Origin of the sequence: Pseudomonas sp. Sample_9 (genome assembly GCF_004307535.1) — a bacterium.
Classification (GTDB): domain Bacteria; phylum Pseudomonadota; class Gammaproteobacteria; order Pseudomonadales; family Pseudomonadaceae; genus Aquipseudomonas; species Aquipseudomonas mercuritolerans.
Genome location: NZ_RAZO01000276.1, coordinates 2,589 through 11,939, shown reverse-complemented (window position 1 = coordinate 11,939; position 9,351 = coordinate 2,589). Strand labels below are relative to the sequence as shown.

The 9,351-nt window shown below is 61.0% G+C and carries 12 protein-coding genes and 1 other RNA gene; 7 read left to right on the top strand and 6 right to left on the bottom strand.

All coding sequences use genetic code 11. The features are described from left to right. From ubiH to D6877_RS15265, 3 genes are all read right to left on the bottom strand, one after another. On the bottom strand, window positions 1–1,023 hold a 1,023-nt coding region (gene ubiH, locus D6877_RS15275), incomplete at its 3' end, for a 2-octaprenyl-6-methoxyphenyl hydroxylase (RefSeq protein WP_130911329.1). Then, on the bottom strand, window positions 1,020–2,354 hold the full coding sequence (pepP, locus tag D6877_RS15270; protein WP_130911328.1) for a Xaa-Pro aminopeptidase: 1,335 nt from the start codon (window positions 2,352–2,354) through the stop codon (window positions 1,020–1,022). The genes pepP and ubiH, both read right to left, overlap by 4 nt. A gap of 27 nt (window positions 2,355–2,381) precedes the next feature. Further along, window positions 2,382–2,942: a YecA family protein gene (locus D6877_RS15265; RefSeq protein ID WP_130911327.1), complete on the bottom strand. Its 561-nt coding sequence runs from the start codon at window positions 2,940–2,942 to the stop codon at window positions 2,382–2,384. 125 nt (window positions 2,943–3,067) lie between these two features. Between D6877_RS15265 and D6877_RS15260 the strand changes: the two genes are divergently transcribed. From D6877_RS15260 to D6877_RS15245, 4 genes are all read left to right on the top strand, one after another. Then, window positions 3,068–3,277 carry a TIGR02449 family protein gene (locus D6877_RS15260; RefSeq protein WP_007911197.1) on the top strand — a complete coding sequence of 70 codons (210 nt, stop codon included), beginning with the start codon at window positions 3,068–3,070 and terminating at the stop codon, window positions 3,275–3,277. Next, window positions 3,274–3,591 (top strand): cell division protein ZapA, encoded by a 318-nt coding sequence (locus tag D6877_RS15255; RefSeq protein ID WP_016772632.1) that lies wholly within the window; start codon window positions 3,274–3,276, stop codon window positions 3,589–3,591. The genes D6877_RS15260 and D6877_RS15255 overlap by 4 nt, the downstream gene beginning before the upstream one ends. A 30-nt stretch (window positions 3,592–3,621) precedes the next feature. Then, window positions 3,622–3,800: non-coding RNA, 6S RNA (ssrS, locus tag D6877_RS15250), on the top strand. An 80-nt stretch (window positions 3,801–3,880) separates the two neighbouring features. Then, entirely contained in the window at window positions 3,881–4,486 is a 606-nt protein-coding gene (locus D6877_RS15245) for a 5-formyltetrahydrofolate cyclo-ligase (RefSeq protein ID WP_130911326.1), read from the top strand. A gap of 35 nt (window positions 4,487–4,521) precedes the next feature. Here the strand turns inward: D6877_RS15245 and D6877_RS29395 are convergent, their stop codons facing one another. Beyond that, window positions 4,522–4,677, bottom strand: coding sequence for a hypothetical protein (locus D6877_RS29395; RefSeq protein WP_024014743.1), 156 nt, complete (start codon window positions 4,675–4,677; stop codon window positions 4,522–4,524). Window positions 4,678–4,874: 197 nt separating this feature from the next. Here D6877_RS29395 and D6877_RS15240 point away from each other — a divergent pair, with 197 nt between their 5' ends. Beyond that, on the top strand, window positions 4,875–5,348 hold the full coding sequence (locus D6877_RS15240; protein ID WP_130911325.1) for an EVE domain-containing protein: 474 nt from the start codon (window positions 4,875–4,877) through the stop codon (window positions 5,346–5,348). Window positions 5,349–5,467: 119 nt separating this feature from the next. Here the strand turns inward: D6877_RS15240 and D6877_RS15235 are convergent, their stop codons facing one another. Then, the gene (locus D6877_RS15235; protein WP_039757432.1) at window positions 5,468–5,875 is read right to left on the bottom strand and encodes a flagellar basal body-associated protein FliL; all 408 of its coding nucleotides are present in this window, start codon (window positions 5,873–5,875) and stop codon (window positions 5,468–5,470) included. Between the two features lie 150 nt (window positions 5,876–6,025). Between D6877_RS15235 and D6877_RS15230 the strand changes: the two genes are divergently transcribed. Both D6877_RS15230 and glpT read left to right on the top strand, forming a co-directional pair. Further along, window positions 6,026–7,003, top strand: a complete 978-nt coding sequence (locus D6877_RS15230) for an NADPH:quinone oxidoreductase family protein (RefSeq protein WP_130911324.1) — start codon at window positions 6,026–6,028, stop codon at window positions 7,001–7,003. Window positions 7,004–7,259: 256 nt separating this feature from the next. Then, the gene (glpT, locus tag D6877_RS15225) at window positions 7,260–8,609 is read left to right on the top strand and encodes a glycerol-3-phosphate transporter (protein ID WP_024014747.1); all 1,350 of its coding nucleotides are present in this window, start codon (window positions 7,260–7,262) and stop codon (window positions 8,607–8,609) included. Here glpT and D6877_RS15220 read toward each other — a convergent pair. After that, window positions 8,585–9,253 carry a gamma-glutamylcyclotransferase gene (locus tag D6877_RS15220; protein WP_042607082.1) on the bottom strand — a complete coding sequence of 223 codons (669 nt, stop codon included), beginning with the start codon at window positions 9,251–9,253 and terminating at the stop codon, window positions 8,585–8,587. The genes glpT and D6877_RS15220 overlap by 25 nt on opposite strands. Window positions 9,254–9,351 lie beyond the last annotated feature (98 nt).

The window sequence follows — 9,351 nt, the reverse complement described above, 5'->3', positions numbered from 1 at the left end:
GTCCTGATCAAGGCGCTGCCGCTCGCGATAGGCCTGCAACGTGGCGAAGTCGCCCAGCGGCTTGTCGCTGGCCAGCAGCGCAGCAGCCAGGGCGTCGGCGTCACGCAGCGACAGGTTGAAGCCCTGGCCGGCGATCGGGTGCAGGCTGTGTGCGGCGTTGCCGAGCACGGCCAGATGCGAGCGCACCTGTTCTTCAGCTTCGATCAGTGACAGGGGATAAAGATGCCGTGCGCCGACCTGTTTCAAAGTGCCGAGGCGGTAACCGAACACGCCTTGCAGCTCGCTGAGAAAATCACGCTCGCTCAACTCGGTCAGACGCTTTGCGTCCATGCCCAGCCGCGTCCACACCAGTGCGCAGCGATTGTCCGGCAGCGGCAGCAGGGCCATCGGCCCCTCATCGGTAAAGCGCTCGAAGGCCATGCCGTTGTGCGCTTCACTCGGGGTGATGTTGGCGATCAGTGCGCTCTGGTTGTAAGGGCGCGTGCGCACGTTGATGCCCAACTGTTCGCGCAGCCCGGAACGGCCGCCATCGGCGAGCACCGCGAGGTCGCATTCCAGCGTGGTTTCATCGTTGAGGGTCAGGCGATAGCCCTCGGCCAACGGTTCCATGCGCGTGACTTCCGCCGGGCAGCGCCACGTGATCACGTCTTTGTCGAGGTGCTGCCACAGGCACTGGCCGAGCCAGGCGTTTTCCACCACGTAACCGAGCGCTGGCACACCCTCTTCCATCGCCGACAAACGCGCGGTGGAGAAGCGGCCACGGTCGGAGACGTGAATCTGTTTGATCGGCTCGGCGCGGCGGGAAATTTCCTGCCACACGCCCAGGCGCTGATAAATCTGCCGCGAGCCGAACGACAGTGCCGAGGAGCGGGCGTCGTAGCTCGGTTGCCAGCTGTCGCCGGGGGCGAACGGTTCGATCAGGACGATCTTCCAGCCCTGCGCCTGGGCCCCGGCCTGCAACGCCAACGCCAGACTGGCGCCGACCAGACCGCCACCGATGATTGCCAGATTGACTCGACTCATGCTGCGTGTGTCCTTGCTTGTGCCATCAGCGCTTCGATCTCGGCGACGGTTTTCGGCACGCCGCTGGTGAGGATTTCACAGCCGGACCGGGTCACGACCACGTCATCCTCGATGCGCACGCCAATGCCACGCCATTTCTTCGCCACGTTCTGATTGTCCGCCGCGATGTAGATGCCCGGCTCCACGGTCAGCGCCATGCCGACCTCCAGCACGCGCCATTCGCCGCCGACCTTGTACTCGCCGACGTCATGCACATCCATACCCAGCCAGTGGCCGGCACGGTGCATATAGAAAGCCTTGTAGGCTTCGCTGGCGATCAACTCGTCAACCTCACCGTGCAACAAACCAAGCTTGACCATACCCGTAGTGATCACCCGCACCGTGGCTTCGTGCGCCTGGTTCCAGTGCTTGTTGGGGGCGATCTCGGCGAACGCCGCTTCCTGCGAAGCCAGCACCAACTCGTAGATCGCCTTCTGCTCCGGCGAAAACTTGCCGTTGACCGGCCATGTGCGGGTGATGTCGCTGGCGTAGCAGTCGATCTCGCAACCAGCGTCGATCAACACCAGATCGCCATCCTTGAGCAGCGCGTCATTCTGCTGGTAATGCAGGATGCAGCTGTTGCGCCCGGCGGCGACGATCGAACCGTAGGCCGGCATCTTCGCCCCGCCCTTGCGGAATTCGTAATCCAGTTCGGCTTCGAGGCTATATTCATACAGCCCCGGACGACTGGCCTGCATCGCGCGGATATGCGCTTGCGCCGAGATCCGCGCGGCTTCGCGCATCACCTTCACTTCTGCCGCCGATTTATACAGGCGCATGTCGTGCAGCAGATGATCCAGGGCAACGAATTCATTCGGCGGCTGCGCGCCGAGGTGCGCCTTGGAGCGGATCACGTTGATCCAGTCCATCAGGTGCCGATCGAATTCGGGATTGCTGCCCATCGCCGAATACACCCGGTCGCGGCCTTCGATCAGGCCCGGGAGGATGTCGTCGATGTCGGTAATCGGAAAAGCATCGTCGGCGCCGTACTCGCGGATCGCGCCTTCCTGCCCTGCGCGCAGGCCATCCCACAATTCGCGTTCGGCGTTGCGTTCACGGCAGAACAGGATGTACTCACCGTGCTCGCGACCGGGCATCAGGACGATGACGGCTTGTGGCTCGGGAAAACCGCTGAGGTACTGGAAGTCGCTGTCCTGGCGGTAGACATGCTCGACGTCGCGGTTGCGGATGGCCACCGCGGCGGCGGGCAGGATCGCGATGCTGTTGGGTTCCATCTGCGCCATCAGGGCCTTGCGGCGACGGCTGTATTCCGCTTTGGGGATATGGGTCATGGGCAGATGGCTTTCCCTGGCACGCGATTAATGCAACGACGGCTTGGCGGCTGGCGGCACATCGGCTTTTTTGGTTTCCGAGAACAGCAGCAACGGCGCGACGCGCAGGTATTCCATGACTTCCATGTAGTCGGATTCGCCGTCTTCGGATTCTTCCAGCGCGTCCTGCACCTGGGAAATGGCGGCCAGATCCTGCAGCACTTCGGTGGCTTCGGTGCTGAGCATGCTGCTGTCGCGGCAGTTCAGGCCGAAACCGCTGAGGAAGCCCCGGCACCATTCGCCCAGTGCAGCAGCGCGGTCGGCCAGCGGCGCATCGTCGGTCGGCAGCAGCAGCACGACAGTGACGTCGTCGCCGGTCAGCTCGCCTTTGACCATCTCCTGCAGGCCGATCAGGGCGTTGCGGACGTTGTCCTGGATCTCGCCTTCGAGCAGTTCGGCGGCGTCGATCAGCCAGCCTTCGTGATCGAAGCCGGCCCCGGCGCAACTGCGCCCGAGCAGCACGCCGTGCAGTTCGGCAGGCGAGACGTTGTGGCCGCTGGCAGTCAGCAGGGTGGCAAAGGCTTGGTACGGGGAATTCGCAATGGTCATGGGCAGCTAGGCGCCAGACGGCGCTATGTCTAGAATGAAGGCCTTGTATCCTACATCGACAGCCCCGCCAAGACCATTAAAGGCTGTCCGCCAGTCACCACCCATCAGACGAACACGTGGACCCAATGGAAGACACCGACCTGCAAGCGCTGATGGCCAGACTCGAACTGCTGATTGGCCGAGTCGAGCAACTTAAGAGTCAAAACGCACTCTTACTAGCTCAGGAAAAAACCTGGCGCGAGGAACGCGCTCACCTCATTGAAAAAAACGAAATCGCCCGGCGTAAGGTCGAATCGATGATTTCGCGCCTCAAGGCCCTGGAGCAAGACTCATGAGTTCAAGCAATAGCGTTACCGTGCAGATCCTCGACAAAGAGTATTCGATCATCTGCCCGCCGGAAGAACGCAGCAATCTGGTCAGCGCCGCCCGCTACCTGGACGGCAAGATGCGCGAGATCCGCAGCAGCGGCAAAGTCATCGGCGCCGACCGCATTGCCGTGATGGCCGCGCTGAACATCACCCACGACCTGTTGCACAAAGAAGAGCGCCCGGACATCCAGGCCAGCGGTTCGACCCGCGAACAGGTGCGCGACTTGCTTGATCGTGTCGATCTGGTCCTGGCCGACGATCAGAACACCGCCAAGGGCTGATTCGACTGGCAGCTTGAGGTATACTCGCGGCACTCCCTGGGGTGCTTGCCAGTTGACGATGTCCCGGAGCCGATTCGCACTACCCTGGAAGTTGCACGTTGGGCTGGTGTGCATGTCCGCTAGACGGAAAGCCTTAAAGTCTACTGCTTCTTCCACCTTGAACTTTCGGGTTCAAGGGCTGAGTTGACAGCGGTTCATCCGGGGAGCCTGATTCGAATCCGATGTCGGTGTATGCCGACATCGGATTTTTTATGCGTACGTTTTTGCATCCACCTGCCGAAGCCGAACCATGACCGAACCCGCGCTGCTGCCCCGCCCGCAACTCCGCCGCCTGCTGCGCAAGGCGCGCCGCGCACTGACGCCGAGCGAACAACGCCAGGCTGCCAAAGGCCTGTTCCGGCAATTGGCGCAAGACCCGCACTTTCGCCGGGCGAAACATATCTCTCTGTATTTGCCCACCGACGGTGAAATCGATCCGCGCCTGCTGCTGCGCGAAGCCCAGCGTCGCGGCAAGGCGACTTATCTGCCGGTACTCAGTGCCTGGCCAAGAACGAAAATGGTCTTCCAGCGCATCCGCCCCGGCGAAAAGCTCATGCCCAATCGTTTCCGCATCCTTGAGCCCCGGGCCAATCTGGCTCGGCAACGCAAGGTCTGGGCGCTGGATCTGGTGCTGTTGCCGCTGGTGGGGTTTGACGATGTCGGCGGGCGCCTGGGCATGGGCGGCGGATTTTATGACCGCAGCCTCGCCTATCTGGCCCGGCGCAAAAACTGGCGCAAGCCGACGCTGCTGGGCCTGGCCCATGAATGTCAGAAGGTCGAGCGTTTGGCGCAGGCGAGCTGGGATGTGCCGTTACAAGGCACGGTCACCGACAAGGCGTGGTATTTCGCAGAGTAGACGCCGCACGGAACAGCGGCGTCGAAGATACAGGTTCAGCGTTTGAAAGCGGTCGACTGTTGCACCTGTTGCGCCACTTCAATCGGCGCATCGGTCTTGTTGGCCCACAGGCTCTGCGCGTAACCGGTGGTTACCACGCCCAGGCCAAACAAAATTACCAAAGTCCATAGCAAATCCGGTTTGCGTTTCATCGATTGCCCCCCTCAAGGCACATCATCACGATGACAGCAGCGGTTTCCGTTCGTAGGCCGTGCAGCAGCGTCAAGCTTTAAAGGCCGGCATTTTGCGGCAACGTGAACCTGTGCGCAAACGCTGACGTCAACCGACTGTCGGTTTGTCATAAAATTGCCCGACAACCTGCCCAATGACCGTTTCAGGAGCACAAGACATGGCCTACTGGCTGATGAAATCAGAGCCCGACGAACTCTCGATCAAGGGCCTGGAAAAGCTCGGCAAGGCGCGCTGGGACGGGGTTCGCAACTATCAGGCGCGCAATTTCCTGCGGGCGATGGCGGTCGGCGACGAGTTCTTTTTCTACCATTCCAGCTGCCCGGAGCCGGGGATTGCCGGGATCGGCAAGATTATTGAAGCGGCCTATCCCGATCCGACGGCGCTGGAGCCGGACAGCCATTACTTCGATCCGAAGGCTACAGCAGAAAAAAATGCCTGGAGCGCGATCGATGTCGAGCATGTCGAGACGTTCAAACGGGTGTTGAAGCTGGATTATCTGAAGCAGCAGACGGCGCTCGCGGAGCTGCCACTGGTGCAGAAGGGCTCGCGGTTGTCGGTGATGCCGGTCACACCAGAACAGTGGGCGGCGGTTATCGGGCTCAAACCTGATTCATTTTTGCCTGATAAATAGCTTTCGCGAGCAGGCTCGCTCCCACAGGGTTATTCGGTGAATGCAAAAATGTGCATCACCACCAATCCACTGTGGGAGCGAGCCTGCTCGCGAAGAGGCCTGCCCGGACAGCGAATGACTTACTGAATGATCAGGTTGTTGAACAACAGATCCTCAACAACAGGCTTGCCGGTCTCGTCATTCATGACCTGCTGGGTCTGCTTCAACGCTTCCTGACGCAGCTTTTCCTTGCCCTCGATGCTGCCCATCGCCTCGGTGGTCTGCTGAGTGAACAGCGCCACCAGCTGATTGCGGATCAGCGGCTCGTTGGCCTTGACCAGTTTGGTCGCCTCTTCGCCGGTTACGCGCAGGGCCACATCGGCCTTGTAGACCTTGAGCTTGGCGGTGCCGTCGAGGCCATAGTTGCCGACGAACGGCGGGCTCAGGGTGATGTAATTGACCTTCGGCGCCTCGCCTTCTTTGGCTTCTTCGGCCAGTGCTGCCACAGGCAGAGACAGGGCCAGCAACAACATGATCCACGCTTTCACAATTCGCTCCTTATCCGGTTTGCGGCCTAGCATAACGACACGCCGCGCAAGCACAAGCTTATGGCTGACTATCAGGGCCGGGCATGCTCGTTGACCCGTTGATTCACACACCTACACTTATCGGCCATCACTCCCAAAGGAATAGCCCTGATGAAAGCCGTGCTGTGCAAAGCCTTCGGCCCTGCCGAATCGCTGGTGCTGGAAGACGTCGCCAGTCCTGTCGCCAAGAAGAATGAAATCCTGCTGGACGTGCACGCTGCCGGAGTCAATTTCCCGGACACGCTGATCATCGAGGGCAAATACCAGTTCAAACCGCCCTTCCCGTTTTCGCCAGGCGGTGAAGCGGCGGGCGTGGTGCGCGAAGTCGGGGAAAAGGTCAGCCATCTGAAAGTCGGCGACCGGGTCATGGCGCTGACCGGTTGGGGCAGTTTTGCCGAGCAGGTGGCGGTGCCGGGCTACAACGTCCTGCCGATTCCGCCGTCGATGGACTTCAACATTGCCGCTGCATTCAGCATGACCTATGGCACGTCGATGCACGCGCTCAAACAACGCGCCAACCTGCAAGCGGGCGAAACCCTGCTGGTGCTCGGCGCATCGGGCGGCGTCGGCCTCGCCGCGGTGGAGATCGGCAAAGCCATGGGCGCCCGCGTGATCGCCGCCGCCAGCAGCGCCGAAAAACTCGCGGTGGCCAAGGCTGCAGGCGCCGATGAGCTGATCAACTACAGCGAAGCCAGTCTGAAGGACGAGATCAAACGCCTCACCGATGGCCAGGGCGCCGACGTGATCTACGACCCGGTCGGCGGCGACCTGTTCGACCAGGCCATCCGCGCCATCGCCTGGAACGGCCGCCTGCTGGTGGTCGGCTTCGCCAGCGGACGCATCCCGGAACTGCCGGTCAACCTCGCCCTGCTCAAAGGCGCGGCGGTGCTCGGCGTGTTCTGGGGCTCCTTTGCCCAGCGCCAACCCCCGGACAACGCAGCAAACTTCCAGCAGCTGTTTGCCTGGTTTGCCGAGGGCAAACTCAAACCGCTGGTGTCGCAGGTGTATCCGCTGAGCAATGCCGCGCAGGCGATCGATGATCTTGGCCAGCGCAAGGCTGTGGGCAAGGTTGTCGTTCAGGTTCGTTAAAACATGGAGCGATCCGGAGCAGCAATCCGGATCGCTTTACCGTTGAGATCCGCCTCGCCAATACGTTAAACCGCAGAAACCCACCCGAGCCACCATCCCCTCAGCGCCGCCTTCTTATCTCAGAGCGACATGTTCATAAAGGAACGCTCATCTGCCCAAATTTCCGCTGTTTTGCCGACGTGAAGCGATGCTATTTTCGGTAACGAAACTGTAACATTCGCATCCGCAGTCAAAACAAGAAAACTGGAGCTCTTGAATGTTTGCTTTCTTTCGTCCTGCCGCACATCAGGCTCCATTGCCTGAAGAAAAAATAGACAGCACCTACCGCCGCCTGCGCTGGCAGATCTTCGCCGGTATCTTTATCGGCTACGCCGGTTACTACCTGCTGCGCAAGAACTTCTCCCTCGCCATGCCGTACCTGATCGACGAAGGCTACAGCCGTGGCGACCTTGGTCTGGCGATGTCGGCGATCGCTATTGCTTACGGCCTGTCGAAGTTCCTCATGGGCCTGGTGTCCGACCGTTCCAACCCGCGCTTCTTCCTGCCGTTCGGTCTGCTGGTCTCGGCCGGGGTGATGTTCATTTTCGGTTTCGCGCCGTGGGCAACGTCCAGCGTAACGATGATGTTCATTCTGTTGTTCATCAACGGCTGGGCGCAGGGCATGGGCTGGCCGCCGAGCGGGCGGACCATGGTGCACTGGTGGTCGCAGAAGGAACGCGGCGGCGTGGTGTCGGTATGGAACGTGGCGCATAACGTCGGCGGCGGTCTGATCGGCCCGCTGTTCCTGATCGGCATGGGCCTGTTCAACGACTGGCACGCGGCGTTTTACGTCCCGGCAGCAGTCGCACTGGGCGTGGCGGTGTTCGCCTTCATCACCATGCGTGACACCCCGCAATCGGTCGGCCTGCCGCCGATCGAGCAGTACAAGAACGACTACCCGGAAGGCTACGACGCCAGCCACGAAGACGAATTCAGCGCCAAGGAAATCTTCGTCAAATACGTGCTGCGCAACAAAATGCTCTGGTACATCGCTCTGGCCAACGTTTTCGTCTACTTGCTGCGCTACGGCGTGCTGGACTGGGCGCCGACGTACCTGAAGGAAGCCAAGGGCTTCACCGTGGATAAAACCTCGTGGGCCTATTTCTTCTACGAGTGGGCGGGCATTCCGGGCACGCTGCTGTGCGGCTGGATGTCGGACAAGATCTTCCGTGGCAACCGTGGTCTGACCGGCATGGTGTTCATGGCCTTGGTGACTGTCGCGACCCTGGTTTACTGGCTGAATCCGGCCGGCAATCCGATGGTCGACATGATCGCCCTGCTGTCGATCGGCTTCCTGATCTACGGCCCGGTGATGCTGATCGGCCTGCAAGCGCTGGAACTGGCGCCGAAGAAAGCCGCCGGTACTGCAGCGGGCTTCACCGGTCTGTTCGGTTATCTGGGGGGTTCGGTCGCGGCCAGTGCGGCGATGGGCTACACCGTTGACCACTTCGGCTGGGATGGCGGTTTCGTGCTGCTGGTCGGCGCTTGCCTGCTGGCGATGGCCTTCCTGGCGCCAACGCTGTGGCACAAGCAAGTCGCCAGTCAGAGCCGTGAAGCGGTCGCCTGATCGCTGTGTGATTTACAGCGCTTGAGCCGCGCCTCCAGATTGCGGTCTGGCATGGCGTGGCTGCGCAGGGCGTGAACGGTCTGCTCGACATAATCGCGAGTGGTGCCGTAGCGCCCGCTGGCGCTGGCGAACACCTGGCTGAGCACATGATCGGGCAAGTTGCCGGCATAGCTCGGCAGGTGACGCTCCAGCACGAATCCCAAGGCCTGCACCTGAGTGCCATCTTCGAGCCGGCAATTGAGCCAGTGCGGACGGTACGACGGAAACGGCATCTCACGTTTCCATAGCGCATACAGCGCGGTATCGAGATTGTCTTCCGGCAAGCGGTAGGCAAAGCCACTGCACGAACCGCCGCGATCCAGACCGAATACCAGACCGGGCATCTCCGGCGTACCGCGGTGCTCGTGGGACCACAGGTACAAGCCGCGATGGTAGCCGTGCACGCGACCGCGCATGCGCTCGACTGCCGTGCACTCCGGCCGCCAGATCAGCGAACCATACGCGAACAGCCACACCGGCCCGCCCTTGTGGCGCGCCATGGTCGATTGCATGGAAGCGAGAAGTTGTTCGTGCGTCAGCTGCGGCCCAAGATCGAGCCGCGGAGGGTAAGCCAGGTTCAGAATTGCGTTTTCAATGGCGCTCATGGCGAATAGCGTTCAGCTCCCCGCGGGTGAAGAATTACTTAATAGAACGCACCGCTGTAACAATAAGGCACATATGTTTTAAGGCAAATTAAGTGCCA